Origin of the sequence: Streptomyces sp. BHT-5-2 (assembly GCF_019774615.1) — a bacterium.
Lineage (GTDB): Bacteria > Actinomycetota > Actinomycetes > Streptomycetales > Streptomycetaceae > Streptomyces.
The window spans coordinates 3,833,037-3,859,173 of sequence record NZ_CP081496.1; the positions used below are offsets into that span (position 1 = coordinate 3,833,037).

A 26,137-nucleotide genomic window follows, 5' to 3' on the forward strand; every position below is an offset into this window, starting at 1 on the left:
CTCACGGACAACCTGCTGGGTGAGTACGTCGCCGTCGAGGTACGAGGCGACGGGAGGGGAGCCGGGCCCTGGAGTTCGACCGGCTCCGGCGTCTCCACCTCTCACTGCGCGGGATGCGGGGGGGGTGAAGCCGTACGGCATGCCGGGGCCGGCCGACGACAGGCAAGCGACTCCGGTCCGTCAGAGCGCTTTATCCCCCTTGTATGGATATTCTGTGAAGCGTGATCGAGTCTGGGCGGCCACAGCAACTTCGACACGGCCGGTGGAGGCTGGTGCGGCTGTCGCCAGTCGCCCTGACCATCGTCATCGCCAGCCTGGCATACACCACTCCCCCGGACATGGCCTTCAGTCGCCTCCTGCCCGCCGCGCCGGCCCTCGCCGCCGCTATGTGGCCAGTGCTCCCCACCGTCCTGCTGGGGACGGTCTGCCTCTTTCTGATGATCGGCCTCAGTGTCGTGTTCCCCGGTCTGGGGACGTGGTGGACGGTCGGGGGGATCGTCGCGGTCACCGTGGCGGCGGCGTACGGAAGTCATGCCCGGCTCCAGCGGGAGCGGACTCTCTTTCAGGTACGACTCGTGGCCGACGCGGCGCAGCAGGTGGTGCTGAGTCCGATGCCGCGCCGCTTCGGGAACGTCGAGATCGAGTCGCTGTATCTCGCGGCCGCGGCGGAGGCCCGTATCGGCGGGGACTTCTACGAGGTCGTCGACACGCGATACGGGGTCAGGCTGCTCATCGGTGATGTGCGGGGAAAGGGCCTGCCGGCGGTCGGGGCGGCCGCGGCGATCGTCAACTCCTTCCGGGAGGCGGCCTACGGCGAGGCCGACTTGGTCAGCGTCGCGCGCCGGCTGGATGCCAGCAGCGCCCGTTACAACGCCGCCTTTCCCCCCGAGGGGCCGATGGAGCGCTTCGCCACCGCCCTCCTTGTCGAGATGCCGCACGGGGGCACGCACATCGACATCCTCAACTGCGGACACCCCGCTCCGCTGCTCCTGAGCCAAGGGGAACTCCGTGCTCTCGAGCCCACCGCCCCCTCCCCGCTGCTCAACCTCGCGGGGCTGATCGGCGATCACTACACCGTCGACGCCTTCGACTTCGGCCCCGGCGACCTGCTGCTTCTCTACACCGACGGGATCACCGAGGCCCGCGCCCGCGACGGTGAGTTCTTCCCGCTGGCGGCCTGGATGCGCCGGCAGCCCCCGCTACCGCCCCACGAACTGCTCAACGCTCTTCACCACGACCTCCTCCACTACAGCGCAGGACGCCTTGACGACGACATCGCCGCCCTTGCCGTGCGCCTGTGCGAGCCCCCGGAGTAGACCCGCCCCAGGTTGCGGTCATGTGATGCCTCCGGCCGGCGTTCCGCGGTGCCCCGAGAGCATCGTCGTCGGACCAGACCTGCGGCCGTACCGCGCGGCCCCGTCCCCCGGAGCCGATGAGCAGCATGCCGCTGCCCGAGGGGCCAGTGGAGTCCGTCAAGTGACGGTAGATGGTGGAGAGTTGGGTGTCGGTGAGTGAGCGGCGCAGGTAGGCGGCCTTGTCCTTGTAGCGGCGGTTGATCACGTCGCCGGCCTCGCCGGTGCCCGCGGTCACGGCGGTGACGAGATCGTTCACCATGCCTTGGAGGTTCGGGATTGGGCCGGGCCGGTGGCGCCGGGGGAACGCAGCAAGCAGCGGGTGACGATGCCGAAGTTGCCGCCGCCACCGCCGGTGTGTGCCCACCACAGGTCGCGGTGCGGGTCGCCGGGCTCGCGGGTGGCCACGACCGCACAGGCGGCGCCGTCTCGGTCGACGACCACCACCTCCACGCCGTACAGGTGGTCCACGACCGAGCCGTACCGGCGGGAGAGGGGCCCGTACCCGCCACCGGCGAAGTGTCCGCCCGCGCCCGCCTCACGGCCTGCCCTGCCACAGGCGTTGGAAGCTCAAGCGCCTACAAGGGGTGCCCCTACGTCTACCGCCCCCGGCCGGTCTGCCCATCCACGCGGGCGGTTGGGCCAAGCGACTGAATATGGCCCGCGAGCGTCGGTTTACCGCGGGTTGTCGGCCGTCTGCACGGACGGCCACAGAAAGATACGACTCGATCAACAGGCCGACCAGGTAAGGAGCGTCGTGAAGAGACTAGCGCAGGCGGGACTGGTGGTGCAGGCGGGAACCCTCGTCGGGGCATGCGGTCTGGTGCTGTTCGGCACCGGAATCGCGCAGGCCCAGACCCCACCGGCCAACGCGGAAGGATCCCTGCTCAACGCCGCGACGGATTCCAATCTCGGCTCCCTCACGGCAATGCTGACCGGCGTGCTGTGCAACAACCGCCTGCCCGACTTCGATTACAAGTCACCCAAGATCAAGTCGCCTCATCCTTGCGTCGGCGGACCGATCAACAGCGGCAACAGCATCAAAAGCAACAACTTCCTCGACCACGGAAACCCGGTGAACAGCGGCAACATCCAAAACGCGGCCGGCACGACCAACACCCTCAACTCCGCCAGCGGTTCCGAGTCGGGCAGCAAGAACAACGTCTCCAAGCTGCTCTCCCTCTGACCCTCACCCTGACCCGACCCGACGGCGTCCGGAAGGCCACCGGGTTCACCGGGAAGGCTCCGTTCTTGGTCGTATGAGAACGCCTTGACACTCTGAGCGGTCTTCGGCGCCGGCCGCGGACGTGTACCACGCCGTCCCGGGCGGCGGCCACGACCCGACGAGCCTTCAGTCGCCGTGCCGTTGGCATCACGCGCGGAAGGCGAGTGCGGAGGGCACGGCAGCCAGGAGGTGGCGGGTGTCCAGGCCATGGCCGGCGCAGTGGCATCCGGGAGAGTTGGGCTGATGTGCTGCGTCAGTCGGCCGTGCCGCTGTGGGCCTTCTGGGCCTGGCCGTCAGCCCCCGTGGTGGTCGTAGCCCATGCCCGGGCGATGGCAAGGCTGTCCTCGTAGAAGCGGTAGCGGGTGATCTCGCCGTCCGAAACGGTCAGTTGGAGCACGAACCAGCTCTCCATCGCCGCCCCGTTGCGTATGACGCGGCTCCGGAAGCGGCCCGAGACTGCTGCTTCCGCGCCATCCACGAGGGTCCGTTCGACAACGAATTCCTCCCTGGTGACGTATGTGGGGTGCGTGGTGAAGTAGTCGGCGACCTCGGTACGCGTCGCGCGGGTGCCGAGCCAGGGGACCTCGACCGCGCCGGGTACGTCCCAGTCCACTCGCTCGGCGAAGAGTGCCGCGACGCCATCAACGTCTCCCGCGGCGAGTCGGGCCAGGAAGTTCTCGACGGTGTCCCGCGTGCTCGGCACCGTCGATTCCGCTCGCATCACTTCGTGCCTCCACTGTTGATCGTTCATATGGATTTTGAACAGTACAGTCCAAAATTGAGGCGGGCAACTCAGCGCGCCTCACCGAGACGGGTGAAGCATTCCGTTCGCGAATCGGCAGGCCCTCGAAGCCATCCGCTCTCGCCTCGAACTCGCGGCCGGCGATGTCCTGTTGGATGGCAGGTTCACCCTGGCCGAGGAGAACGGGCCGGCTGTCGAGCTCGACTACGGGGCTCCGGCCGCGAACATGCCGACGGCGACGCTGAACCCGCGGCGGGTCAATTCGGTCCGCGGTAACTACGGGCCGCCCAGGACGATGTGTCCAAGCGCGTGCTGTCTGAGGACCGGTGGATCATGCTGCCGTCGGACCGGGCGAAGTGGGGGGCAGACGCAATACGACACCGCCACCGAGTCGTTGGCCCTGCCTCAGGGCACGAAGCCGCAGATCGAGCGGGAAGATGCGCCGGGCCTCGTCAGCACTCGCGACGTCGTGGACGCCCCGGTGCAGATCGGGGCCAAGGGCGCCGCGGCCGCGATGCCGATGCTGCACTCGCCGGACTGCCACATCACCGCGACCGTCCTGTGGGCGCCACAGCGAATCCCCTCGCCGCCCTGGCAACCGCCGTCCACGTCCTCGATCCGGTCGAGCGCATCCCCCGTGATGCTGCTCGCCGGCGAGCAGGTCACGGATCCCGCGGTCGCCCAGCAGATCAGCGCTAACTCTCTCATTTACCGAAAGTTCGCCGTGCGATCATCCGCGGAGACGGAAAACAGCAGAAGCATTTACACTTTCAGCCATGGCACAGAAGACCGTCATCATCTACACAGACGACCTCACGGGCGAAGAGACCTCAGAGGCGGCAACGCACACCATTACCCTCGATGGCGTGGCGTACGAGATCGACCTCGGCCCGGACAGCTACGACAAGCTGCTTGAGGCCGTTGGCCCCTTCCTCAAGGCCGGGCGCAAGACCGGCCGGGCCCGTAAGCCCCGGAAGGAAACCACCGGTGGTGACGACACCGCGGCGATCAGGGCGTGGGCGAAGGAGAACGGCTACCAGGTCAATGACCGTGGTCGTGTCCCGGCCGACATTCGCGAGGCGTACCAGAGGGCTCGCTAATCTACCCGAATAAGGCGGAAGCCCCTCATTTCACATGAGGGGCTTCTTCTTCAGCACTTAGCAAATCGAGGATGTTTTCTCCAGCGTGGCTGGTCTTCGATCGCGCCGAGACGAGCCCCCGCTCCCCCGATTCGCCTTACGCCTTGACCATCGGCCAGGCGATGAATTTCGGGTAGGACCACATCTGGCCACGGCTGGCCTTGACGGTGCCGATGACGGCGAAAACGACGCCGGTGATGACGAACGCCACCAGCAGGGCGAGCACGCTCAGCAGCACGATCGGGAGGGCGAGCGGGACGACCGGCTCGGAGTGCTGATCCACCGTGGCGAGGGAGAAGGTCATGACCCCGCCGAGGTACATGATGAAGCCCAAGACCACCACGATGCCCTGGGTGATGCCGAAGTTGATCGCCTGGGCGCCGTGATGGCGGACGAGCGGGTCATGCAGGTTGCGGGGATTGTTCCGGATGGTCATCGGGGCGATCCAGCCGAGGATCCCGCCGAGGCCGCAGCAGAAGCTCGCACCGACGGTGACGGTGAGCAGCGCGGAGAGATGGGTCCACATGGCTGCGGTCGACGGCGGCTGCATCGGGTACGGGTAGCCGGGCTGCCCGCCTGACCCCCATCCAGGTCCTGGTCCGTACCGGCCAGGACCTGCGTCATTGCCAGGCGTCGCGTCGTGGGGAGGTTGAGGCTGCGACTCGTCGGGCTTGTGGAACTCGACCATGCGTCGATTCCCCCATAGTTCTCATTGTTGTACGGGTGTGCGAATTTACTGCTCAGGGTGACTCTACGGGATGAGCCAGGCATCCCCGGTGGGCGGTGGAGCTGTGCGCCCCGACGCAGGGTGGAGGCGTCGATGCTTCGCCAGCCGTGGGGAGGCGCACGCGTTGTAAGGTCTCGCCGCGCATGACATGTCGATCTTGTGTGACCCGGGCGCCCCGGCCTTTCTTCGTTGTCTCACGGCCATGCCGTCGTGATCGGTCGCAAACTCGTGGCGTCTTCCTCGGCCGGCCCTTGGTGTGGCACGCCGGGTTTGCCGGACCTCAGGCCGGCGTTGGCGCCGGTCCGCGCGACGAGTGCTGTCGTGCGTGCTCGCGTTCGGACTTGGCGGGTGGGTGGTCATCCCGTCCATCCGGTGTGGTGCAGCCAGTCCTCGAAGGACATCAAGTCGGGGTGCAGGCGGTGCAGGAGGTTGGTGTCCCGGTCTCGGGCGTAGAGATCACGGTCGGCGAAGAACTGGAACATCGCTGCGTAGTCGTGGCTGAAGTCGGGGACCGCGGCGCGCAGTTCGTCATGCGGCATCGGGATGTAGGTGCTGGGGGTGCCCGTGACCTGAGCGAAGGCAGCGGCGATCTCGTCGCCGGTGCGGCTGTCGCCGATCACCGCGAGGTCGCGGGCACCCCAGGACTGCCAGTTGTCGAACATGTGGCAGGCGAACCAGGCAATGTCGTCGAGGGCGACGAGCGGGTAGCGGGCGGCGCCGAGGGGGAGCCTGAAGGTCAGGCCGCCCCGGCCGTCCGGTCGGGGTGTGAGCCGGTCCCGCAGGTTCTCGAAGTACGGCGCCGTGGTCAGTACCGAGACGTGGTCCGTGTACCAGCCGTCGGTCTCCTTGCGGAGCATTTCCTCCGACCGCATCAGGTCGATGTGGGCGGCGACGGCGGCCTTGCTGTCGAAGTGCGGGACGGGGTGGCCGGTCAGGGACACCGCGCTGTCCAACGAGGACCAGATGAAACGCTCAACGCCGGCCCGCTCCGCGGCGGCCAGCAAGTCCAGCCCTTGCCGGTGCTCGCCCACGGCGCTGCCCGTCGCGAAGAAGTCGGTGTTGGCGAACACGTAATCGGCCTGCCCCATGAGGGCGTTGAGGGCCGCTGGGTCGGAGCGGACCAGTTGCAGGCGGTGGGGGGCGGTGGCGGCGAGTTCGGTGGCGTGGGCGGACTCCGGGTTGCGGGTGGGGACGGTGATGGTGACGCCGGTGGTGGCCAACAGGTGTCGGACCACGTGACTGCCCATGGCTCCGGTGCCGCCCACGACGAGGACGTGGGTCACGGCGTAACTCCCTGGTGTGTAAGGGCGTGTTCGGCCACCTGAGCGTGGGTGGCGACCCAGACGTCGCCGGACGCACGGATGCGGTCGAGGATCTGGGCGGCCATGCCCGCCAGGAGCGGTCGGCCTCCGACTTGGGCGTGGACGGTCAAGTGGAAGACGCCTGGGCCGGTGGTGACGCCGTAGTCCGCCCAGGAGGTGCTGTGCCTGTCGTCGATGCCGGACAGCGGCCATGCCGCGGCCATCGGCGCGTTGGCGGGCCAGTGCCCTGGTGACCACAGCTCCAACGCGACTGTGACCAGCGCGACGACCTTCCGCCCGCCCGGCCGGTTGATCTCTGCCCTCATTCGGTTCCCCTGCTCGGTAGCTTCCGCCGTGGACGCTAGTGAGGCGGTAGGTACCTCCGGGTTCCTGGCAGCGGGCTACCGTCGGGGCATGTGTGAGTACTCCGGCAGCGTCTTCCTCGCCGACTGCCCGGCTCGGTTGGCAGTCGAGATCATCGCCGACAAGTGGGCGTTGGTCGTGCTGTTCGCGTTGAGCCGGGAGCCGTACAGGCACGGCGAGTTGGTCGACCTGATCGGCGGGATCTCGCGGAAAGTGCTGACCCAGACGCTGCGGCGGCTGCAGGGGTACGGCCTGGTCGACCGCCACGCCGAGGCCGGGAAGGTCCAGTACGCACTGACAGACTTGGGCCGGACGCTGGTAAAGCCGATCGCGGTGCTGACTGAGTGGGCTCACGAGCACGGCGCGGCCGTGGTGGGATTCCAAGAGTCCAAAACGGACTGAGTCAGAGGCCAACGGGCGGGCCGATGAATCACTGGCCGCCCTGTCATAGGGCCATGAACAAGGCGGTTCAGGTGCCGCCGTCACTAGCAGAATGCCGCCCCGCAGCCCATCACGGCCCAGGCGTCCACCAGAGACCGCGGAAGGCAGTGGCACCGGCCATGATATCCGCCACCCGGCGCACCGACGTGTTCACAGAACTGTCGCCGTCTCGGAATTCCGAGGCGGATGGGACCGCGGCAGCGGCGTGACTTAAACTCACAGCGGTTGAGGCGCGACAAAAACCTGGAGTTTCCCAGTTCCGTTCAATCGCCCCCCGAGTCGCCCACACCAACCTCACCCGTCCCGCTCTGCACGTAGCCGCCGCAACCGAAAGGTCCGGGTGGGGTGCGCTCAGGGAGTTTCACGGGTTTTGCCCCGGCCTCTTATGTTTCATCGCCCCAGACACGGACAGCCAACGGGCGCATGTCGTCATCCGCGACATCGACCCGAAAACCCGCCGATACAAGAATCCCGGTTATCGCATCCCGCACATGCGAAACAACGGCTCCGGAATGCCGAATGACCGGCGCCTGGAGTTGACCTTTCCGCACAGCGTCGGATGCGGCTTGAGAAAGAATTGGGTGCGGGTTCCAGCTCACGAAAACCCCTCCTGCCGAATCATCGCCGAGATCAACTTCAATCTGCGCACCTGCCCGTTCCTCTCCGTCCCCCTGTCGAAGGGTAGCGATTCCCGCCAGCTCCAACTCCCGGTGAACTTTATCGGCCAGGAAGTTTCGGTTAGCGATAACTTCATCAGAAACGTTGGCGTAGTCAACCATGAACGCCCCTCCTGCGTTTAGCGGTTGGGTTTCGCTAGAAACTTGGTGGGCATCCCGCACCTGGAACTCTCGCGACGGCTCATCAGCACGCTGGGCCCGCACTCGGGTGAGTGCGGGCCCAGTGGTGCATGAGGTGCGAGCGTTACAACTGCCGGTCCCCCTGCCAGGTTATGGACGTGAGCGCGACCAGACCACCATGCGCCGGGCCTTCGTGGGTCACCGTCCGGGCGGGGCCGGCCTCGTGGGCGACTCGGCTCGCCGGCTCCGCCCCTTCGTGGAACAGCCGTTCCCGCTGGGCGTCGTACCTGCCGGCCTCCCGGTCCCGCAGGTGCAGATCCAGTGTGGCGTCGATGCTCTTCGCCCACGCGTACAGAGCGGCGACGAGACCATCGGACAGGGCCGGCGCGGCGGCGGGATCGTCGGGAAAGAAGTCCCCGAATCCATCCGAGCACAACGGGCCGAACGCGCTGATCGCGGCGGCGCCGACCGAGCCGGTGATGTGCTCCGGCTCCGGGGCAATGGCGTCCAGTGCACGGGCGATCCGGTCGTCGTTGAGTGTTTCCGCCTCGATCCCGAAGACGTCTTCGACCGCCCACTCACCCGCCCACGCGGCGATGTGCTCCAGCGGTGCCGGAGCAGTGAGCCGGTTGGCGATCAGCGCCTCGACCACCTCGCCATGCGATACCCGGGCCACCTCCCTCACCGGGCAAAGCCGGTCGAAGATCCCAGCGATGTCCAGCCGACGACAGAAGTCCGCGACCACCGGCAGCGCGGCCAACCGCTTGGCCGCCACCCGCGGCACCACCAACTCCGCCCGCCCCCGCCGAGCTCGACGCCGGGGCCGGCCCGATACGACAGCCACACCGACCCCAACGACCTACGGCGCAGTCACCCCGGCACTCAAAACCATGCACGGAGAACGGATCTGGTGTCCTGAGCCCTGCCGATGCCCAGCTGTGCGAGCACGTCCTGGCGGCCACCGACGGCCGGACGCTTGAGACCGCCTTCGGCCTGAACCTCCAGCTGCATGGTCGCGGCCGCGGTGAACGAGTCGGCGGACACTGGCTCGGGCGGCATGGCCGGCAATCCGTGGGCAAAGCAACTGGTCCAGCACTTCGACAGGCTGAGCGTGGACCTGGGCGACAGCGTGGCGATGTTCGGCCGCAGCGGCGAGTGGGCGTACGTCCTGGAGGTCGAACGATCCACCTGGCACCTCACCTTCCTCGACCGGCTGGGCCAGGACACCTTGGTGCGGCAGGGTGACGAACTCGTCTGCCTGGATCGCTTCCTGCACGAGCATCCATGGGTGTGCTATGTCGACGCCGTCGGCGAAGTGAGTTCCATCGAGCCCGGCGACGGCCTGCTGGAGACCGCGGTACCGCTCAAGGACCGGCTCGGGACGTTCGCCGCACTGGATGCGGCGATGCGCCAGGCCGGCGCGGTGCGGGATACCTTCCCCGGTTGCGAGGACCCCGAGGACGAGGACGAGGAGTTGGCGAGGCGACTGTTCGGGGCGGTGGGCGAGCACCTGGGGCTGTCGCTGCCGCGTCGGGAGATCCAGCAGGGGCTACTACCCGCGGTGCACCTGCCCTCGCCGCTGTGAACCGGTAGCCGCCAGGGGCCGCCCCGGTCGTCGGGGAACGCCCAGCAGGTCGCCCACGAAGACAGCCGCGGACGCCGCGTGAGCTGTAAGCCTTGTACGCGATCACGTGGTCAGGTCGATGGTGTGGACGGCCCGGGCCCGGGCGAGGGAAACGGATCTCTTCCAGCAGAGCTTGTGTGCAGATGCTGGTCGTGACGGTGCGTCACTTCAGTGACTTGAGTGTGCAACCTTTTCGCGGTGCGAGTGGTGATGTAAGAACTCTTCTCGGCACGGTGCCGGGAGCTTCGGTGGTCTGGCGGCACAGCTGGTGTCTGCTGGTGGCCTGCCGCCGGGGGTCTGCAGCCCCCCGGCAGTCTGAGCCTTCGGTCAGCTCAGCCGTGCGTCGGCGTAGACGGCCATCGCGTCGCGCTGGTAGACGGCCAGTCCGTCGGCGATCCGGTCGAAGTTCGTACGGAACCCAGAGTCGTCGACGTACGTCTGGGCCAGTCCCTTGTACGCGGCCGCGCACGGGGTCCAGAACCGGCATATGCCCTGGTAGTGGGCGTCCACCTCGGCCTGCACCGCAGGATCGGCGACGGGTGTGCCGGCCACCATGAACTCCGCCATGCGGATCATCTGCGCCGTCGCCTCACGCTGCCACTGCTCCATACCCTCGGCGGTCATCCCTGCGAGGGCTCGCTGGGACTGCTCCCACTGCTCCGGCCAGCGCTCACGCGCCTCCGCATCGTGGCGGCCGGGCTCGAAGCCCTCGAACAGGTTCTCCGGCCTGTTGATCTTTGTCATGTCGCTGTTGTCCTTGCCTTCCTCCAGTTCGGCGATGGTGCGGCCGACCGTGCGAGCGAGCGTCTCCAGCCGGTCGCGTTCCGCAAGCAGTCGTCGGTGGTGCTCGCGGAGCGCGTCCAGCTGATCTACCTGGCTGTCCAGGACCGCCTGGATCTCACGCAGCCCCAGATCCAGCTCCCGCATCAGCAGGATCTGCTGCAGCCGCAGCAGATCAGCCTCCTCGTAGTAGCGGTGCCCGTTGCTCCCGATCCACGCCGGTGGCAGCAGGCCGATCTCGTCGTAATGCCGCAGCGTCCGGGACGTCACTCCGGACATCCGGGCCACATCCGCGATCGACCAGGCCATTGCCCCGCCTCCCATCGCCGGGCCGGTCTCTCCGGCCACAACGAAGACGTTAGAAGTTGACGCAGCGGAAACCGCAAGTGGGGAACCGGAGCTTGATTGCGGAACCACTGCTGCGGCCGTCCGAAGACCCGACCCGCCGGACCTGACTGGGCACGGGTTCTCGGCATCTTCATGGTCTGACCTCGGCCTCGGACGATGTCCCCGACATCCAAGGGCGGCTGAGCGCGGCCGGGGACTGGGCCACTGCGCTCGACGCGTCGCAGGGGGCCCGGCCTCGCGGGGCGTGCCGCCTGGGCCCCGCAGAGGATGCGCGTTGGCGGGCTGGTCGTATCCCGCACGCCTGGTGAGCCGTCAGCGAACGAAGGCGTGGTCTCCAGTACGGCCGTGCAGGCTGGGGGCATGAATGTGATCGAGGTGGTGCCGAGGCTGCGCATGCTCCGCTTCCCGGTGGGGGCAGCGTATCTGTGGCGGGACGACGATGGGCTGACCCTGATCGACACCGGGACGTTGGGCTGCGCAGCGAAGATCGAGGAAGTTCTGGACGGCGTGCTGCGGCGGATCGTGCTGACCCACTGGCACGAGGACCATACGGGCTCGGCCGCCGAACTGGCTGCCCGGCACGGCGCGGAGGTGGTGGCTCATCGACTGGAGGCACCGGTCATCCAGGGCGAGGCAGCCGGGGCGCCGCCGGTGCTGGAGGAGTTCGAGGTGCCGATCCGGGCGGCCCTTCCGCCACTGTCGCCGGCCCCACCGTGCCGGGTGGACCATGAGGTGGAGGACGGCGACATGCTGGAGTTCGGTGGCGGGGCGGTGGTGGTCGCGGTGCCTGGGCACACGGACGGGTCGATCGCGCTGCACCTGCCTGGGCCCAGGGTGCTGTTCGCCGGCGACGCGGTCGCCAACGTCGGCCAAACCATGCTGGGTGTCTTCAACACCGACCGCGCCCGGGCCGTCAAGTCACTGCACCGACTTGCCCAACTGGAGGTCGACACGGCGGTCTTTGGACACGGAGATCCGATCTCACACGGTGCGACGGCCGCCCTGCAAACAGCAGCCACCGCCGCAGCGGTATGACGAAGGTCAGCTCTTCGGCAGGCCGGGCGGCTCGATCCCGGAGGCCGAACGGTCTCGTCGCCCAAACCCCAACGCCATGATGGCAACGCAGGCACAGCCATGGCATGAGACGCAGCGGGGCCCCACGAGTGGCAGGCTGCGTGCTCGGGGCAGCCGCGGGCAGCCGCTTGGCTTCACCGGTGCCTGGTGGGGCTTGCGGCGCGGACGACGTGGGCTCCCGGCTGCCGTGGCGCGTCGGCCGGGGCGCCGAAATAGCGGGCGGCCAGGGCGCTCCGGCCGAGGTCCTCGACCGTGGTGAAGCCGGAATCTCTGAGGTCCGCCGCCAGTTGGTCGGCCTCGAAGTAGGTCAGCCACGGCTCTCCCAGAGCAGCGACACGGGCCGCCCTGGCGTCATGTGCGGCGCGCTGGTCAGGCGGCAGGGCGCTGGGCGGGTCGCCGTAGTCGAACACGATCTCGGCGCCGCCGGGCAGTTCCGCCACGGAGCGGAGGGTCGCGAACACGTTCTCCCGCGTGAGGTACGGGACCACGCCGAGCCAGCTGAAGAAGGACGGGCGGTCCGGATCGAACCCCGCGACCCGCAAGCCATCGGTGAGAGTCCGCCGTGCGAAGTCCACCGGCACGAACGTCAGCGACGACGGCGGGTCGATCCCGGCAGCCGCCAGCCGTTCGCGCTTCCATGCCTGGGTCGACGGATGATCCACCTCGAACACGGTCAGGCCCACCGCGCTGTGCGGGTTCCGGTAGGCGTAGGTGTCCAATCCCGCACCCAGCACGACGAGTTGGCGCACCCCTGCGGCAACGGCGGCGTCCAGCGCGTCCTCGGCGAACCGACTGCGTGCCGCGATGAACAGCCGCATCAAGCGCCGCTCGGGATGTGCGCGCGCTTCACGCGCGATGTCGGCCGCGCTCTCACCGAGCAGGCGGATCGCCAGCGGATCGGTGAAGACACGGCCACCCTCTATGACTTGGTGGGCCGCGCGATGGGCGGCCGCGGACCGAGCGGTGAGACTGGGCACTCCGGAGCGCATGACAGCCAGCTTAGCCCTCCCGGAGTCGGACAGCTTCAGTCGAGCGAGTTTGAGGTCGAGTACGACGAGGTTGCCTGGGAGTTCTTCGCCTCGGTTGTCGGCGGCGGCGAGCGGGGCCTTCGCGACGCGGCACTTCGCAGGGAACTTGAGCCGTCGGCCGGCTGCCGCAGACCGAGGGTGCCGGTGGTCTACAGGTCGAGGCACGCAGGGTCTCGCTGGAGACGATCGATCAACCGTTACCGCGGGCCCTGGCTGGAAGTGGCCGTGGTTCAGGGTCGGCCCATTGACCGCGAGTTGATCTTCGATAGGTTGACGCCGGCAGGTTTGCCCCTTCGTTTCCGATTCAAGGAGTTCTCATGTCGTATGGCTCAATACGCCTCGGTCTGGCCGCTCTGGCAGCCATCGGCCTCTCGGTATCCGCCACTTCGGCCGCCTCGGCCTCCGACGCGTCAACCACGTGCCGCAAGGGCGAGTTCTGCCTCTTCAGCGGGCCGCACCAGACCGGGCAGATCCTCTACCGACTGAACGTCAAGGTCACCAAAACCGGCTTCAACTTTCCCGAGGTCGACTCGCTCGACCCGGTGATCAAGCCACTGTCAGCGCGCAACCCGATCCCCGACACCTTCGGCTGCATCGTGCGCCTCAACGACAAGGCCCACTTCGCCGGTTCCGAGCAGGAGATCGACGGCTTCGGCAACAAGGAACTGAACGGCGCCCCCGTCGGCTCGATGACGCCCGACTGCGGCTGATCCAACCCGCACCGCCCAGCCGGCCCCGATGTAAGGAGATTGGCACAGCGACGCGTCCAGGAAGCCTTTCTCCAAGGCGGGGCGGACGTCCTCCAGGGTGAGCCCCGCGTCCAGGAGCTCCTTGATGTTCGCGACCCGAATGGCTTCCAACGCGTCGTACGCGCGGTAGCCGCTGTCGGCGGGCTGCGGGGCCAGCAGCCCCTGTTGCTCGTAGTAGCGCAGGGATCGGGGGCTGACGCCGGTGAGGTCGGCCAGCTCTCCGATCCACATCTCGATCTCCTTCACCATGGTGGGGGCGCTAGAACCCTGACGCTAGCGTCAGGGTCAGGCCGACAAGTACACCGAGCGGCCGCTCCCCGGGTGGGAACGGCCGCCGACGGGATGCAGTGGCTGTTCTGCGGGACGCCGGTGCTTCCCGGGCGACAGGGAACTGCCGGGTTGGTCAGGTCGGGCGGCGTCGGCGACCGGCTCCGATCACCGCACGGGTTCCTCGCGGATGTAGCCCTGGTCGATGAGCCACTGAACCGAGATGCCCTCCGGGAGCATGAACTGCGTTCCGCCCCCGGGCTGGCCGAACCAGGGAGCGACCTTGCCGCTCCGGATGAAGCCGTACTTCTCGACGTCCTCCCCAGTCCACGGTCGGATCCAGCTGTACACGTGGTATCCGCACATCAGGTAGGTGGGCGGCAGGGAACGCTGGGCGAACGGCGTCCCGTTCGGGTGCGCGAACCTCCCCAGCGGGCTCCCGAACCGGTCCCACACCTCCGCTCCCCCGGCCGACAGCTCCTGCCTCTTCCCGCGCCGCCACAGCCTCATGACCGCTCCTCGACCGGATAGGCGTCCACGTCCTGAAGGCGCACTCCCGGGCACTGCTGCGGGATCTGCGCCCGGAACCTGTCCGCCCACTCGGGCCGGACCAACCCCAGTAGCTGGACCTGCCTGGCCAGCCACCCCACCCGGGTGTCGCTGCAGCCGGGCAACAGACCCCGGTGGTCGAGCTCCCAGCGGGAGGCGGCGTCACGAGTGGTGTGCAGCGCAGCCCAGTACAGGAACTCGTTCAGGTCCCCGGCTGTGCGGCGCTCCACTTCCTTGTTCCGCTCCAGCACCACCCAGTGGATGGCACCGTCGTGGACTTCGGCGTGGGGGTAGCCGGCATCGGGAGGGCCGTTGCCGACGACGTCCGCGCCGTCGAGCCCTTCGATGCCCGACAGCATGCTACGGACAGCGTCGTAGACACCCTCAAGGGTTATCGTCATGCAGACGATTATTGCATCACGTACGAGCACTTCCAACGTGGACTCGACCACATGACAGCTGGCAGGCACTCACTCCACCCCGGCCCGTGGCTCGTCGCCCCAGACTTGAGCTGCACGAATCGATCGTCTTGCGCCGACGCCTCCGGCGGGTTGGCCAGCGCGTACCCGCACCGCGTACGGGTGCGTTAGCAGGGGCTCGGCGGCGTGGGCCGGTTTTTGTCCAGGGGTGAGGATCCGGCGCCGTGCGGCCCTGGCGGGGCCTAGCGTCCCGGTCATGCGGTTGATGCCTGGCACCAGGGAGAAGCCCCCCGCCTTCGGGCGGGCCCTCGCCACCGGTCTGGTGGTCTGCGCACTGCTGGCCACGCTCGCGGCGCTGTTGGTGCCGGTGCAGCTCTTCGGCGAGAGTGCGGCCGCGGCCACCAACACCGTGGGCTACGAAGACGACGGCGGGGGCACCGTGAGCACCCGTTACGGTCCGCTGAGCGCGATGGACCGGGACTTCGTCCGCAAGGTCCGACTGGCCGGCCTGTGGGAGATGCCTGCCGGCCGGCAGGCGCAGGCGCGCGGCCGGACCGCCGCCGTCCGCGCCGCGGGCGACCATCTCGTCGCCGGCCACACCGAGTTGGACCTCCGGTCGCGCCAGGCCGCGCAGCAACTCGGTATCGCCTTGCCCGACCGGCCCACCGCCGAGCAGCAGGGTTGGCTCGGTCAGCTCGGCGCCGCCTCGGACGAGGACTTCGGTCCACTCTTCGCGCAGTTGCTGCGTCGCTCGCACGGCAAGGTGTTCGCTCTGGTCGCACTGGTCCGCGACCAGACCCGCAACTCGGTCGTCCGTGCGCTGGCCGACCGGGCCAACGCCGTGGTTCTGGACCACATGACGGTCCTGGAGCAGACCGGCCAGGTCGACTTCGGCACGCTGCACAGCAATTGAGCGAGAGACGACCGGCCTTCGGCCCGGGTGCCTCCTGCGGGGCCGGCTCTGCCCCTGCCCCACACCGCCCCCTGCTCCCAACCTCTCCCAGTTCAGCGCCCCTCCCCCCACCGAACGAAGCGAAGTGATCCCATATGAGTCGATGGACCCGCTCACGGCGCCCCCAGCAACACCAACAGGACCACAGGCGCTCACGGTTGAGCATCCGTATGACGATCGCGGCGATGGCCCTCCTGCTGGGCGGTGGTGCGCTCGCGGCCATCGCCGGCACCGCGCTGGCCCACAACTCCGGCCCGGACCCCGTACCGGGCCACCAGCACCTCGCCGTGACCGCCGCCACTGTCTCCTGCCCCGATGTCGGCGAGAACCTGCGGACGGTGCCGAGCGTCGCACGGCTCCAGGTCTCCCGGGGGCTGGCCTCCCTCGACCGCCAGGTGTCGGACGCGTACCAGGCGATGATGTCGGGCGGCAGCAGCGGTGCGACGCTCGGCACGCTGGAGCGGCAGCGCCGGCAGACCATCGGGGCGATGGCGGACGCGATCGCCCGCGGCGGTGTGCGACGCCCGGACGACCTGATGCGGATGAGTGCCTGCACCACGAAGCCCACCGGGACCACCCCCGACCGGGACCTGAGCCAGCGCCAGAGCCGGAGTCGGGGCGGGAAGCAGGGGCCGGGGCAGGGCTTGCACCACCGGCAGACCGGGCCCTCGCGGGACGACTTCGTGGACATCACCACGGTCGCGCCGGGCACTGTCAGCCCGCCGTTCGCCACGCCCGGTGGGCGGGGCGCGTCCACCGGCACCTTTTCCAGCGCGTGCGGGCGCAACGAGAACGGCCACTTCAACTCCGACAACGTCATCGTGACCCCGGGCGTGACCAACGGCGCCCACCACACCCACGACTACGTCGGCAACACCACCACCGACGCCTTCTCCACCGAGCAGTCGCTGGCCGCGTCCGGCACCACCTGCTCCAACGGTGATCTGTCGACGTACTACTGGCCGGTGCTGCGCGAGCTGGACGGCACCTCCGCACCGCGGCCGGGCGCCGGGAGCGACGGCAACGCCGGCTCGGTGCTGACGCCGGCCTCGGTGACGCTGACCTACCACGGCAGCCGGTCGGGCGCCGTACGGGCGATGCCGCGCTTCCTGCGGGTGATCACCGGCGACGCCAAGGCGTTCACCAACGGGCCGGAGAACGCCCACGCCTCCTGGAGCTGCACCGGCTTCGAGAACCGGCAGCTGGCCGACAAGTACCCACTGTGCCCCAGGGGTTCGCAGGTGGTCCGCAGGCTGGCCTTTCCCGGTTGCTGGAACGGTCGCAGCACGGACAGCGGAAACCACCGCGACCATATGGCCTTCGCCGGCCGGAACGGCGCCTGTCCGCGGGGCTTCACGGCGGTTCCGCAGCTCACCGAGCGTCTGACGTACGACGTCCCGCCGGGCGACAGCTTCGCGGTGGACAGCTTCCCCGAGCAGCTGCGCAAACCCGTGACGGACCATGGGGACTTCATCGACGTGATGCCGGACGCGCTGATGAACCGCGCGGTCGGGTGCATCAACGGCGGGCGGACCTGTTCCTGACCTCGCACGGCAGTCGGCCGCCGCCCCCGCTCCGTGAAGGAGGAGTGGGGACGGCGGCCCTCAGCATGTTCGGGTGGCGGGTCACAGGCCGTTGACCCGGGCCTCCCCAGCCGTGTCGAGGGGCCTGATATTCGATGTCACCGCGCGGGCCCGGCGACCGGCCCGAGCCTGCCGGCTGCGGAGGTGGGCCATCAAACGGCGGCTGCGCAGGGCCATTTCCAGCTCGAAGCGGGTCCGTGGATCGCGTAGCGCCGGGCCGAAGAGTTTCTCGATCTGGCGCAATCGGTAGCGGACGGTCTGCGGATGGACATGCAGCAGCCTGGCGGCCTCGGGGGCGCCGCCGCCCTCCAGCCAGGCCAGCAGGGTGACTTCCAGTCGTTCGCTCTGGCGCGGCGTCAACTGCGCGAGCGGTCCCAGCCAGCGGGACGTGAGGGCGGCGGCCAGCGACTCGTCCTGGAGAAGCAGTAGCGCCGAGAGGTGGTCGTCGACGAACGCCGCGCGTGTCTCGGGGCCGCCCCTGCCAGGGACCAGGGACAGCAGATAGCGGGCCCAGTACAGCGAGGAGGCGGCCTCCGCGGCGGGGACGGCGTGGCCGACGGCGGTGGTGCGGCCCTTGAGGGCGGCTTCCAGGCGGGCCCTGTTCTGGGTGGCCGGGTCGGGCACGAAGAAGGCGGTGTAGCCGTCGACGCTGCCGATGAGGGCGTGTCCGAGGGCGGCGGCCAGTTGGGGGGCCTCGGCCGGGGTGGCGAGTACCACGGCCTGGAGTGTGTCGGGGACCGGCCAGCCGGCCGCCCGGGCGAGTTCACCGAGGCCGCCCTCCGGGGTTCTCTGCTGCCCGGCGAGGACGTCGAAGAGGTCCTGGCGGGCCCGTGCCACCGGCATCGGGGTCACGACGGACGAAACCGCCGGACGCTTGCTTTGCGATGTTTTCTGGTACCCGAGGCAGGTCAGCAGGGCCTGTTCCAGGGCCCATTGAGCATCTTCCACGGGTGTGTCACCAAGAAGTGCGGCCATTGCGGGAAATCCGCGTTGCAACTCCCCGACCACCTTCTCCACGAGGTCCGGGAGCTCATTTCTCACCACCCGGGTCCACTCGCCGCGGGGATGCGACCAGAGGCGGTTCAGGAGATCACACATCGCTACCTCGATCCTGGCGGGACGGGGCTGGGAAGGGGACTTGACGTCCCTTCATGCGCCTGAGTCGGCATCATCCGGAGTCCTTGCCGGGGTTCGCGACGCACGTGCAGGAATTTGTCACAGCGCGCTAAACATCAGTAAATCCAGCGGCGGTTCGGTGATGCTGTTGGTCATCCGGATTACGGCCGCCAGTATTCGACCGGTTACGGAATGTCGAGTGTTACCGGAGGTCACACGGATAACCTTCCGGACAAAAGCCTCGGAGCCCCCGGAATAAATACCGCTGCCGGGATGTACCGCCGGAATTTGCGTACCGCAACCGAACATGTCCCACCCTCGGGAGGTGAAGATGCCCGCCCAGCCCCCACCTGCCATCCGAAGTGCCCTGCTACGCCCGGCACTTCCGGCCGCGCTGCTGCTCTTCCTCGCCGTCACGCTGCACTCCGGCGCGATGGACAGCACGGTGCACTTCCTGGACTACGACGCCGGAGTGCTGGCACTGGTCTCGCTCTCCGCCACGGTGCTGTGGGGGCTGGCCGCCACCGACCGGATGGTGCTGTTCGCCCCGCACCGCCTGCTCGCCCAGGCCGTGCACCGGGGCACCGGCATCGCCGGCCTGGGTTTCCTGGGCCTGCACATCTGGGTGAAGGTCGCCGAGGGACACACCGGGGCGACGGCCCTCGCGGTGCCGTTCACCGACGGCGCACGGCCGGCACTCATCGGCTGCGGCACGCTCGCCGGGTACGGGTTCGTCGCGGTCGCGGTCAGCGGCGCGGTGCGCGGCGCCTTCACCGGCCGCACCGCCGCGCGCTGCTGGTGGGCGCTGCACACGGTCGCCTATCCCGCCTGGGGCCTCGCCCTGCTGCACGGCCTCAAGGCAGGCCGCACCGCCGCCGGTTGGGCGATTGCGGGATATGGGATCGCGCTCGCCGGGGTGGCCCTACGACTCGCCCTGCGACTGCGCGGCCCGCGCCGTACGGCAGGAGGTGAGCCCCGATGACCGCCCCGGCCCCCGTTCACCCACTGCCGTCCACCTCGGACACCACCCGGCTGCCCGCCCTCGCAACTTCCCCCGTCGGCATGGGTGTTGGCTTGCCGGTCCCCACCCTCACATCCGTAGGCCCGCCACGACTCCTCGCCGGACTCGACGAACTGCCCCGGCTCGACCGGGTCGCGCATCTGACGCTGCACGGCCAGCCGCCCCCACTGACCGCGCAGGAGCTGGTGGCGCTGGCCGAGAACACCGACCTGCGCGGCCGGGGTGGCGCCGGCTTCCCGTTCGCCCGGAAGGTGACGGCCGTCCTTGACGGCATCCGCCACACCGACGGCAAGGCCGCTGTGGTCGTCAACGGCAGTGAGGGCGAACCCAGTTGTCTCAAGGACACCGCACTGCTGCTGCACGTTCCGCACCTGGTGCTGGACGGCGCCCTGCTGGCCGCCGGCGCGATCGGCGCCCGGCAGATCGCGATCGGGGTGACCCGCCCGGACGTGGCGGACTCGGTGCGTCGCGCCATCGCCGAACGCGGCCCGGTCCGGCCACCGTTACGGGTCGTCCGGCTGCCCGAGCGGTTCGTCACCGGCGAGGGCACCGCGCTCAGCAACGGCCTGTCCGGCGGCCCCGCACTGCCCTCGGGCCGCAGGGTCCGCTCCAGCGAACGCGGCCTGGACGGCCTGCCCACCCTGCTGTCCAACGCCGAGACCTACGCCCAGCTGGCCCTGGCCGCACGGCTGGGTGCCCTCGGCTATCGCACCGCGGGCCTGCCCTCCGAGCCCGGCACCCTGCTGCTGACGGTCGCCGGCCGGCAGGTCGTGGAGGCCCCCTACGGGACGCCGCTGCTCCAGGTCCTCACGCACTGCGGCATGGACGCCGGGCAGGGCGTGCTCCTCGGCGGCTACCACGGCACCTGGCTCTCCCCCGACGCCGCGCGGACCGCCACCCTCTCCCGCGACGCGCTGGCCGCCCACGGCGCGGTGCCGGGCGCCGGGGCGGTCCTGCCGCTGCCCTACGACACCTGCCCGGCGGGCGAGACGGTACGGGTCGCGCACTGGATGGCCGCCGAGTCCGCCGGACAGTGCGGGCCCTGCCTACTGGGGCTGCCCGCCCTCGCCGACCAGCTCGACCGCGCCGTACGGGGTGGCGGGGGCGCCGCCCTGGAGGCCGTGCACGCCCGCCTGCGGGCGGTGCGTGGTCGCGGCGCCTGCAGCCACCCGGACGGTACCGCGCGCTTCGTGGCATCGGCCCTCGCCGCCTTCCCCGAGGAGTTCGACCGCCACGCGCGCGGGTTCGGGTGCGGCCGCCCGGTGACCGGGGTGCTCCCGGTCACCGGCGACCGGCCGCGGCATCCCCGCCCTCCACGGATCCCGCCGGTGCCCCCGTATCCGCCGCCCCCACCTCCCCCACCACCGGAGCGGCTGCTGGTCGACTGGACACTGTGCCGCGGACACGGCCTGTGCGCGGAGCTGGTACCGGCGATGATCCGGCTCGGCCCGGACGGCTACCCCGAGACCGCCGGGGCACCCCTGCCGGCCCGTATGCGCCGCCGCGCCCGGCTCGCGGTGCGCCGCTGCCCGGCCCTCGCCCTCCGCATACAGAGCGGGAACTGACCCGATCCGTCGGCCTGTCGAGATGGCACGCCCCTGGATGCACTCGCCCCCACGCGGCCACGGCCCCGACCCCGGCCCCCACATCCCCTCCCCGACCCCACACCCATCACCCATCCCCATCACTTATGGAGACTCGCCATGCCCGTACCGGCACCCCCCACTGCCTTCTCGGCCCCGTCGGCCGGGGCCTCGGCCCGGCGGCACGCCATCCTCGCCGTCACCGCCCTCGCCGCAGCGCTCACCTTCACCACCGCCTGCGGCAGCAGCAGCGGCGGATACGCCGCCGGTACCGGTACCGGCGGTGACCACGTGCAGCCCGCCGGCCAGGGCACCAACGGCTACGGCGGCCAGGCCGACGACGACAGCGGAAAGCCCGCCGCGGCCGGCAAACCCGCCGGCGCCCTCGCCCTGCGCCAGTCCGCCGCCCTCGGCCCGTTCGTCACCGACGCCCAGGGCATGACCCTCTACCGCTTCGACAAGGACACCGCCAAGCCCCCCACGTCCAACTGCTCCGGCGCCTGCGCGACCACCTGGCCACCGGTCCCCGCCGACGGCGCCACCGCGCCCGCCGGCATCGCCCCCGACGCCCTCGGCTCGGTCACCCGCGCCGACGGCACCAAGCAGCTGACCGTCAACGGCTGGCCCGCATACCGCTACGCCAAGGACACCCGGCCCGGCGACACCAAGGGCCAGGGCCTGGGCGGCACCTGGCACGCACTGGCCTCCGACGGAACCAAGGCCGGCACCCAACCGGCCGCCGACGTCGGGGTGTTCGCCCAGCCACAGCTCGGCCGGATCCTGGTCGACGACATGGGCCGCACCCTCTACCGCTTCAACAAGGACAACCCCTGGCCGATGAAGTTCGGCTGCACCGGCACCTGCCTGGACACCTGGAAGCCGGCCAGGCCCGCCGACCGCTCCAAACTCAACGGCATCGCCCCGCACCTCGTCTCCACCGTCACCCGGCCGGACGGCACCCGCCAGCTCGCCATCGGCTGCTGGCCGGTCTACTGGTTCACCGGCGACAAGCAGCCCGGCGACATCAACGGCCAGGGCAAGATGGGCCTGTGGTTCGCGGTCTCCGAGGACGGCAAGAAGAACACCAACTCCACGAGTGACACGGCCAGTTCGCACATTCCCACGACACCGCCGTACTGACCGGACCGCCCGGTGCCGGCACCCCGCCCCGGCCGGTGCGCACCCGGTGCGCCTCGCCATCGCGTAGTGCGCACCGGGGATCAGATGTTCCGCATCCGGGAGCCCGGAGTCGAGGGCGCGGTCAGAGGGTCGACGCCCTGATGTGGTGCGGGGCCGAACCGCGTCGACCGGCTCCGCTCCGCGCCCCGGGCGGATCATTCGGCAGGGATCGGTCCGAGGTAGGTACCGCCGGAGACGTCGATGGTCTGGCCCGTCACCCAGCGCCCCTGCACCCCCGCAAGGAAGCCCACTACGTCCGCGACATCCTCCGGCTCGCCGATCCGGCCCAGCGCGGTGATCGCCTCAAGTCCGGCGACCGCCTCGGGAACCGCGGCATAGGGGGCGATCATGTCGGTCAGCACCACCCCGGGTTCGACCGTGTTCACGGTGATCCCGCGTCGCCCCAACTCGTTGGCGAGCGACGGGCCGAGCGCCGCCAGCGCCGCCTTGGTGACGGTGTAGCCGATCTGGAGCGGATTCGCGATCCGGGTGGCCGCCGAGCCCACGTTGACGATCCGTCCGCCGTCCCGCAGCAGCGGCAGCGCCCGCTGGACCACGAAGACCGGCGTGCTCACGTTGATCGCCAGCAGCCGCTCGAACTCCTCCTCGGTGAGCTTCCCGATCGAAGTGGTGGAGTGGATGCCCGCGTTGTTGACCAGGATGTCCAGGCCGTCCGCGTCGTGGTCCGCCAGTCCGGCGGTGAGCCCCTCGAAGAGCCGGCCCACCGCACCTCTCTCGCCGAAGCGGGCCTGCACCGCGAAGGCCCGGCCGCCGCTCTCGGTGATCTTCGCTATGGTCTCCGCGGCGGCCGCGTCGTTACCGCCGTAGTGGACCGCGACCAGCGCCCCCTCGGCGGCGAGCCGCAGGGCGACCGCCCGCCCGATCCCGCGCGAGCCGCCCGTCACCAGTGCGGTCCTGCCATCCAGTTCGCCCATGATCGCCTCTTTCCTCGTAGTAACGCCCTTGCTGAAGGCCGTTCTGCTCGGCCGGTCCCGCGGCGGGCTCACCCGCAACACCTCGCTGCCGACGGTCACTGCCGACCGTCGGCACTCCTGTTGACCACCGGGCAGGCCGCCGTGAGGGAGGTTGCGGACCCTCTGGGGCTCTGACGACCGGTGGGACAGGCGGCCTACGGCTTCGTGGCGCAAATACTGAAGAGGACCGGAAGGGGGTACTCCCAGAGCTGCAGCCGCCAGAGTCCGTCGGCCCCCTGGGTGAGGACGCCGTCCCGGTCATTCCGTTCACTCGTCAGGTGCTCCTCCAGGGAGTCGGTCCGCAGACCGGCCGCTGCGAAAGCGGATACCAACTCGCCGAGGGAATGGGACCACTGGATGGTGTCCCGGTTCTCCAACGGCCTGTCGGGGGCGGCGTAGCTCGCCGCGCTGGAGTAGCGGTGCGGACCGTCGTAGGCGTACGGGGCGTCGACCACAAGGGGACTTCGTTGCTCGATCATGCGCGCGAGCGGATGGAGATCGACGACGGCGAGTCGGCCGCCCGGCCGCAGGGCCCGCTCGGCGCTGCGTGCCCACGCCCGGAGGTCTCCGATCCAGGTGAACACTCCGTAGGAGGCCCATACGACGTCGAAGCTGCCCGCCAGGTCCGCGGGCAGGTCGAGGACGTCTGCGGTGACGAAGTCGGCGGCCAGGCCGGTGCGCCGGGCGAGTTCCCGTGCGCGCCCGATCGCCACCAGTGAGAAGTCCACTCCGGTGACGCGGGCGCCTCGCCGGGCCCAGCTCAGGCTGTCGAGTCCGAAGTGGCACTGGAGATGAAGGAGGTCACGTCCGTTGACGTCCCCTGCCAGCTCGACGTCCAGGTCCCGGAGCGTGCTCCCGCCGGCGAGGAACCTCTCCGTGTCGTAGTACAACGGGTCCTGCCCATGGACCAGTGCACGCTCGTCCCAACTGCGCCGGTTGAGATTTCGCGCTTCGGCCTCGGGGATGAAGTCCCTGTGCTCCGCGGCTCCCGACATGTCAGGAGCCTACCCCGCGGGAACCGGCTTCCGGTTGCGTGCCTCACACACCACCGCCCCGTCATGTGTGGCGCCAGCCCGGGTAGAGCAGGTCCATCACCTCCCCACAGTGCGTCTCGAACGTCGCACGCATGGCCGGCGTCCAGTCCTGTGCGCCGGTCGCCCGCCGCATGGTGAGCACGGCGAACTTGGCCTTGCCGACACGGTCGTGGTTCTTGCGTGGCAGCGACTCCGACAGCGGCGACAGCCCGAGCGCTGCGCACAGCCGGTTCCGCTCCGGACCGGGGTCGAGGATGTCCTCCATACGGACGATCGGCGCATCCCAGTCCAACAGCCGGAGATAGGTCCACGACCAGAAGCGGCAGCACTTCTCGAAACGGCCGCCGGGGAAGTCGGGTTGCAGTCGTGACCAGTGCGCCTCGCGCGGCCGCACGGTCCAGTAGTACCACCCGTCGTTCATCCCGGATGCCACGGTTCTGCGACCGTCCCGGCACAGGCCGACGAGCGGCACTCCGGGCAGCGGCCTGTCTTGGAGGAACACCAGGTACGGCGAGACCTCTATTACGGGTCCGATGCTGCGCAGCAGGGCGACGGCGCCGTCCTGGTCGCCGACGAGCAGACGACGGACCAGCTCTCTGGCGTGTGACTCGTGCCGGGCCCGGACGCGGGTGCCCGAGCGGGAGACGGCCGTGCGGTCGAGCGCCGCGGCGAGGGATGTCGTACCGCAGCGGCCGGAGCCGGTGACGAAACCGTGCGGTGGGAGACCCTGGTGACTGGCCACTCGCTCTCCTCCGGTGCCTGCCGCGGGTCAGATCGCTGCGATGAGATCGGCGACCGCAGGGGTGACTGCGGGGCTGTCGACGACGGTCCCGGCATCGCCGAGCTTGCGGTAGGCGAAGGTGGTGAGGCAGGCCCTGGCGACCTCGGTGAAGCCGAAGGACGCTTTCGTCGCGGCGAAGCGGTCCACGGCCGCGCCGTCGCCCGCGTCGACCGCCGTACGCAGTCCGCGTTCGAGGTCCACAAGTTCCCGTACGGCGGCGCGCACGTCGTCCGGGTCACCGGGCAGGGCGGGCAGCTCCACCGGTGCCACCTGTTGTGAGATCACCTTGCCGGCCAACTCGATCTCGTTCTCGTACACATGGAAAGTGCCGGACTGGTGGATGTAGGGACCGCAGGCGGCATCCAGCAGGGCGGCGGCGACCTGGTGCATCACCATGAACAGGAAGGCGTCGTAGGGCAGCACGGTCAGGGCCTGCTGCGCCCGCATCACGGTGATCCAGGTGAGCGCGCCGTCACGCAGGAAGAGCTGGACGCCGGCGGCGCAGGGGTGCTCGCGGGACTGTGTGAAGTTGTCCGCGGGATTGAGGATGACCGCGAACGTCCTGCGATGCGCCGGGTCCCGCCGGATCCGCTCAATGATCGCTTCCAGTTGGTTCCCCTCTGCCGCGGCGAGCAGCCGTCGCCCGAACGCCCCGCTCAGCGTGTGCTGGTCGTCGGAGTATTCGTAGGCGCCGCGGCGGTAGTAGGCGGGTGTGCCGACATCGTCCCTGCCGTCCAGCGACCATGCGGCCAGGCCGAAGCAGTAGGGAAGATGGACCGGCAGCAGGGGCGTCCAGGCCAGGCAGGAGCGTGGTGAGCCGATGCGTAAGGTGTGTGCGAGCAGCTCACGGTAGGGCCTGTCCTGACCACCGAAGCCGGAAGCCTTGGACAGCGGATCCCGCACGGACGGGACCTTGGCACCCTGGGACAGGATGCTCTCCAGCCCTCCGGCATAGGCCTGTGCGAACGTGTCGTAGGGGGACACTGAAG

Annotated in this window: 28 protein-coding genes and 2 pseudogenes; 12 read left to right on the forward strand and 18 right to left on the reverse strand. The window is 69.5% G+C overall.

Going from position 1 to position 26,137, the window contains the following annotated elements; all coding sequences use genetic code 11:
• Nucleotides 1-272 precede the first annotated feature (272 nt).
• Nucleotides 273-1,316 (forward strand): PP2C family protein-serine/threonine phosphatase, encoded by a 1,044-nt coding sequence (locus K2224_RS17110; RefSeq protein WP_260692711.1) that lies wholly within the window; start codon nt 273-275, stop codon nt 1,314-1,316.
• Between the two features lie 324 nt (nt 1,317-1,640).
• On the opposite strand, the pseudogene K2224_RS17115 reads toward K2224_RS17110, so the two are convergent.
• Nucleotides 1,641-1,892 (reverse strand): annotated as a pseudogene (locus K2224_RS17115) (FAD-linked oxidase); the annotation flags it as partial.
• 217 nt (nt 1,893-2,109) lie between these two features.
• Here K2224_RS17115 and K2224_RS17120 point away from each other — a divergent pair.
• Nucleotides 2,110-2,538, forward strand: coding sequence for a hypothetical protein (locus K2224_RS17120; RefSeq protein WP_260692712.1), 429 nt, complete (start codon nt 2,110-2,112; stop codon nt 2,536-2,538).
• Nucleotides 2,539-2,830: 292 nt separating this feature from the next.
• On the opposite strand, the gene K2224_RS17125 is transcribed toward K2224_RS17120, so the two are convergent.
• Together K2224_RS17125 and K2224_RS17130 are read right to left on the reverse strand one after the other, a co-directional pair.
• Nucleotides 2,831-3,280, reverse strand: a complete 450-nt coding sequence (locus K2224_RS17125; RefSeq protein WP_221907356.1) for a nuclear transport factor 2 family protein — start codon at nt 3,278-3,280, stop codon at nt 2,831-2,833.
• 444 nt (nt 3,281-3,724) lie between these two features.
• Nucleotides 3,725-4,027, reverse strand: a complete 303-nt coding sequence (locus K2224_RS17130) for a hypothetical protein (RefSeq protein WP_221907357.1) — start codon at nt 4,025-4,027, stop codon at nt 3,725-3,727.
• A gap of 68 nt (nt 4,028-4,095) precedes the next feature.
• Between K2224_RS17130 and K2224_RS17135 the strand changes: the two genes are divergently transcribed.
• Nucleotides 4,096-4,419 carry an Lsr2 family protein gene (locus K2224_RS17135; protein ID WP_221907358.1) on the forward strand — a complete coding sequence of 108 codons (324 nt, stop codon included), beginning with the start codon at nt 4,096-4,098 and terminating at the stop codon, nt 4,417-4,419.
• Between the two features lie 136 nt (nt 4,420-4,555).
• Here the strand turns inward: K2224_RS17135 and K2224_RS17140 are convergent, their stop codons facing one another.
• The 3 genes from K2224_RS17140 to K2224_RS17150 all read right to left on the reverse strand — a co-directional run bounded on the left by K2224_RS17140 (nt 4,556) and on the right by K2224_RS17150 (nt 6,812).
• Nucleotides 4,556-5,008 carry a DUF4870 domain-containing protein gene (locus tag K2224_RS17140; RefSeq protein WP_221907359.1) on the reverse strand — a complete coding sequence of 151 codons (453 nt, stop codon included), beginning with the start codon at nt 5,006-5,008 and terminating at the stop codon, nt 4,556-4,558.
• A 533-nt stretch (nt 5,009-5,541) separates the two neighbouring features.
• Nucleotides 5,542-6,468, reverse strand: coding sequence for an NmrA family NAD(P)-binding protein (locus K2224_RS17145; RefSeq protein ID WP_221907360.1), 927 nt, complete (start codon nt 6,466-6,468; stop codon nt 5,542-5,544).
• Nucleotides 6,465-6,812 carry a hypothetical protein gene (locus K2224_RS17150; RefSeq protein WP_221907361.1) on the reverse strand — a complete coding sequence of 116 codons (348 nt, stop codon included), beginning with the start codon at nt 6,810-6,812 and terminating at the stop codon, nt 6,465-6,467. The genes K2224_RS17145 and K2224_RS17150 overlap by 4 nt, the downstream gene beginning before the upstream one ends.
• Nucleotides 6,813-6,900: 88 nt before the next feature.
• Between K2224_RS17150 and K2224_RS17155 the strand changes: the two genes are divergently transcribed.
• Nucleotides 6,901-7,251 (forward strand): helix-turn-helix domain-containing protein, encoded by a 351-nt coding sequence (locus K2224_RS17155; RefSeq protein ID WP_221907362.1) that lies wholly within the window; start codon nt 6,901-6,903, stop codon nt 7,249-7,251.
• A gap of 422 nt (nt 7,252-7,673) precedes the next feature.
• Here K2224_RS17155 and K2224_RS17160 read toward each other — a convergent pair whose 3' ends face one another.
• Together K2224_RS17160 and K2224_RS40610 are read right to left on the reverse strand one after the other, a co-directional pair.
• Nucleotides 7,674-8,069: a hypothetical protein gene (locus K2224_RS17160; protein WP_221907363.1), complete on the reverse strand. Its 396-nt coding sequence runs from the start codon at nt 8,067-8,069 to the stop codon at nt 7,674-7,676.
• A 142-nt stretch (nt 8,070-8,211) separates the two neighbouring features.
• Nucleotides 8,212-8,862: a DUF4277 domain-containing protein gene (locus K2224_RS40610; protein WP_260692713.1), complete on the reverse strand. Its 651-nt coding sequence runs from the start codon at nt 8,860-8,862 to the stop codon at nt 8,212-8,214.
• A 234-nt stretch (nt 8,863-9,096) separates the two neighbouring features.
• Between K2224_RS40610 and K2224_RS17170 the strand changes: the two genes are divergently transcribed.
• Nucleotides 9,097-9,672, forward strand: coding sequence for a hypothetical protein (locus K2224_RS17170; protein WP_260692714.1), 576 nt, complete (start codon nt 9,097-9,099; stop codon nt 9,670-9,672).
• A 366-nt stretch (nt 9,673-10,038) separates the two neighbouring features.
• On the opposite strand, the gene K2224_RS17175 is transcribed toward K2224_RS17170, so the two are convergent.
• Entirely contained in the window at nt 10,039-10,800 is a 762-nt protein-coding gene (locus K2224_RS17175) for a MerR family transcriptional regulator (RefSeq protein ID WP_221909761.1), read from the reverse strand.
• Between the two features lie 399 nt (nt 10,801-11,199).
• Here K2224_RS17175 and K2224_RS17180 point away from each other — a divergent pair, with 399 nt between their 5' ends.
• Complete coding sequence (locus K2224_RS17180; protein ID WP_221907364.1) at nt 11,200-11,874, forward strand: MBL fold metallo-hydrolase; 675 nt, start codon at nt 11,200-11,202, stop codon at nt 11,872-11,874.
• A gap of 173 nt (nt 11,875-12,047) precedes the next feature.
• On the opposite strand, the gene K2224_RS17185 is transcribed toward K2224_RS17180, so the two are convergent.
• On the reverse strand, nt 12,048-12,902 hold the full coding sequence (locus tag K2224_RS17185; protein WP_221907365.1) for a class I SAM-dependent methyltransferase: 855 nt from the start codon (nt 12,900-12,902) through the stop codon (nt 12,048-12,050).
• A 356-nt stretch (nt 12,903-13,258) separates the two neighbouring features.
• Here K2224_RS17185 and K2224_RS40620 point away from each other — a divergent pair, with 356 nt between their 5' ends.
• The gene (locus K2224_RS40620) at nt 13,259-13,651 is read left to right on the forward strand and encodes a hypothetical protein (protein ID WP_260693520.1); all 393 of its coding nucleotides are present in this window, start codon (nt 13,259-13,261) and stop codon (nt 13,649-13,651) included.
• Nucleotides 13,652-13,732: 81 nt separating this feature from the next.
• Here K2224_RS40620 and K2224_RS40625 read toward each other — a convergent pair.
• The 3 genes and pseudogenes from K2224_RS40625 to K2224_RS17200 form a co-directional block, all read right to left on the reverse strand.
• A pseudogene (locus K2224_RS40625) lies at nt 13,733-13,939 on the reverse strand (MerR family transcriptional regulator); the annotation flags it as partial.
• Nucleotides 13,940-14,125: 186 nt separating this feature from the next.
• Nucleotides 14,126-14,467, reverse strand: coding sequence for a TNT domain-containing protein (locus tag K2224_RS17195; RefSeq protein WP_221907366.1), 342 nt, complete (start codon nt 14,465-14,467; stop codon nt 14,126-14,128).
• The gene (locus K2224_RS17200) at nt 14,464-14,907 is read right to left on the reverse strand and encodes an Imm63 family immunity protein (RefSeq protein WP_221907367.1); all 444 of its coding nucleotides are present in this window, start codon (nt 14,905-14,907) and stop codon (nt 14,464-14,466) included. The genes K2224_RS17195 and K2224_RS17200 overlap by 4 nt, the downstream gene beginning before the upstream one ends.
• A gap of 274 nt (nt 14,908-15,181) precedes the next feature.
• On the opposite strand from K2224_RS17200, the gene K2224_RS17205 reads away from it, so the two are divergent.
• Entirely contained in the window at nt 15,182-15,838 is a 657-nt protein-coding gene (locus K2224_RS17205; protein ID WP_260692718.1) for a DUF4142 domain-containing protein, read from the forward strand.
• A 209-nt stretch (nt 15,839-16,047) separates the two neighbouring features.
• Nucleotides 16,048-17,421, forward strand: a complete 1,374-nt coding sequence (locus tag K2224_RS17210; RefSeq protein ID WP_221907368.1) for a DUF1996 domain-containing protein — start codon at nt 16,048-16,050, stop codon at nt 17,419-17,421.
• An 81-nt stretch (nt 17,422-17,502) separates the two neighbouring features.
• Here K2224_RS17210 and K2224_RS17215 read toward each other — a convergent pair whose 3' ends face one another.
• Nucleotides 17,503-18,303 (reverse strand): CdaR family transcriptional regulator, encoded by an 801-nt coding sequence (locus K2224_RS17215; RefSeq protein WP_260692721.1) that lies wholly within the window; start codon nt 18,301-18,303, stop codon nt 17,503-17,505.
• 604 nt (nt 18,304-18,907) lie between these two features.
• On the opposite strand from K2224_RS17215, the gene K2224_RS17220 reads away from it, so the two are divergent.
• The 3 genes from K2224_RS17220 to K2224_RS17230 all read left to right on the forward strand — a co-directional run bounded on the left by K2224_RS17220 (nt 18,908) and on the right by K2224_RS17230 (nt 22,320).
• Nucleotides 18,908-19,558 (forward strand): hypothetical protein, encoded by a 651-nt coding sequence (locus K2224_RS17220; RefSeq protein ID WP_221909764.1) that lies wholly within the window; start codon nt 18,908-18,910, stop codon nt 19,556-19,558.
• Complete coding sequence (locus K2224_RS17225) at nt 19,555-21,162, forward strand: NADH-ubiquinone oxidoreductase-F iron-sulfur binding region domain-containing protein (protein WP_313904779.1); 1,608 nt, start codon at nt 19,555-19,557, stop codon at nt 21,160-21,162. Before K2224_RS17220 ends, K2224_RS17225 begins: the two co-directional genes overlap by 4 nt.
• 138 nt (nt 21,163-21,300) lie before the next feature.
• Nucleotides 21,301-22,320, forward strand: a complete 1,020-nt coding sequence (locus tag K2224_RS17230) for an SCO0930 family lipoprotein (RefSeq protein WP_221907370.1) — start codon at nt 21,301-21,303, stop codon at nt 22,318-22,320.
• A gap of 194 nt (nt 22,321-22,514) precedes the next feature.
• Here the strand turns inward: K2224_RS17230 and K2224_RS17235 are convergent, their stop codons facing one another.
• The 4 genes from K2224_RS17235 to K2224_RS17250 form a co-directional block, all read right to left on the reverse strand.
• Nucleotides 22,515-23,294, reverse strand: a complete 780-nt coding sequence (locus tag K2224_RS17235; RefSeq protein WP_221907371.1) for an SDR family NAD(P)-dependent oxidoreductase — start codon at nt 23,292-23,294, stop codon at nt 22,515-22,517.
• A gap of 194 nt (nt 23,295-23,488) precedes the next feature.
• Nucleotides 23,489-24,328 (reverse strand): class I SAM-dependent methyltransferase, encoded by an 840-nt coding sequence (locus K2224_RS17240; RefSeq protein ID WP_221907372.1) that lies wholly within the window; start codon nt 24,326-24,328, stop codon nt 23,489-23,491.
• A 61-nt stretch (nt 24,329-24,389) separates the two neighbouring features.
• Nucleotides 24,390-25,109, reverse strand: coding sequence for a hypothetical protein (locus tag K2224_RS17245; protein WP_221907373.1), 720 nt, complete (start codon nt 25,107-25,109; stop codon nt 24,390-24,392).
• A 27-nt stretch (nt 25,110-25,136) separates the two neighbouring features.
• Nucleotides 25,137-26,132 carry a thymidylate synthase gene (locus K2224_RS17250; RefSeq protein ID WP_221907374.1) on the reverse strand — a complete coding sequence of 332 codons (996 nt, stop codon included), beginning with the start codon at nt 26,130-26,132 and terminating at the stop codon, nt 25,137-25,139.
• Nucleotides 26,133-26,137 lie beyond the last annotated feature (5 nt).